1 pseudogene is annotated in these 937 nt (G+C 66.8%); it reads right to left on the bottom strand.

Annotation, left to right across the window (positions count from 1 at the left end):
• Positions 1–119: 119 nt before the first annotated feature.
• A pseudogene (locus GVY39_RS33780) lies at positions 120–824 on the bottom strand (leucine zipper domain-containing protein); the annotation flags it as partial.
• Positions 825–937 lie beyond the last annotated feature (113 nt).

Below are 937 nucleotides of genomic sequence, written 5' to 3'. Positions count from 1 at the left end.
GGCAAGGGGCACAACCCCGATCGGTGAACCAGTGGTGGCATGCAGGCGCCGGAGACCCGAATTCTCACCCCGGCCGGCCGTGCCGGGCGAGGGCTTCGAGCCCGTCACCGAGTTTGAATATCGGTGACGATCCGCTGTATGCGGCTGATGCCGTGAGCGGCGAAGAACGCTCTGGCCCGGAAAACGAACCCGATCGCGGTGATGGCTTTCTCGTCCGGCAGAGCCTCGGTGTAAGCCAGCCGGGAGAACCCGTCGACCGCGGTGTGCAGGAACACATAGCCGGTGCGGGTGCCACGCTTCTTGGTGCGGGCGACAGCCTTGTCCCGATCGGAGCCCCTGCCGTGCACCCGCCAGCCGCCGCCGTCGGGGATGCGTCCGACCTTCTTGACGTCGATGTGCACCATGTGACCGGGACGGTGGGCGATGATGCGACGCGGTGCCCGATTCGATGCGCCGGCGGGGTCGAGAAACCGCCGCCGGTTCAGTCCCAGCCGGTGCAGGTGGCGACTGACCGTGCGTACCGAGATCGTCATGCCCTCGGCCCGCAGCTCGGTAGCGATGCGTCGCGCCGACCATTTGCGCGCACGCCGCAGCTGTTCGATCCGCACGATCGTCTCGGCGGGTGTCGCTGTCGGTGACCGGTGCGGCACCGAGGAGCGGTCGATCAGGCCCAGCTCACCGAACCGGCGAAACCTGTTGACCCACTTGCTCGCACACTGGCGTGACAGACCCATCTCGGCGGCGACATGAGCGATCGGCCGCACCTGGCAGCGTTGCACGAGCCGGTAGCGGCCCTCCACGGTCAAAGGGGCATTACGGTGAATCTCAGTGTGAGACTTCCGTTGCCGCCGAATGCGGTGGTAGATCAGCTCCGGTCGCGGGGTGACTCTTACGGTGGGTGCCGCCGGTGAGGTTGGCCTTTTCGTGAATCGTCCAC

The organism is Nocardia sp. CY15, from assembly GCF_009829295.1.
GTDB classification, from domain to species: domain Bacteria; phylum Actinomycetota; class Actinomycetes; order Mycobacteriales; family Mycobacteriaceae; genus Nocardia; species Nocardia sputi.
The sequence above is the reverse complement of the archived record's forward strand: the minus strand, read 5'-3'. Positions and strand labels throughout refer to the sequence as shown.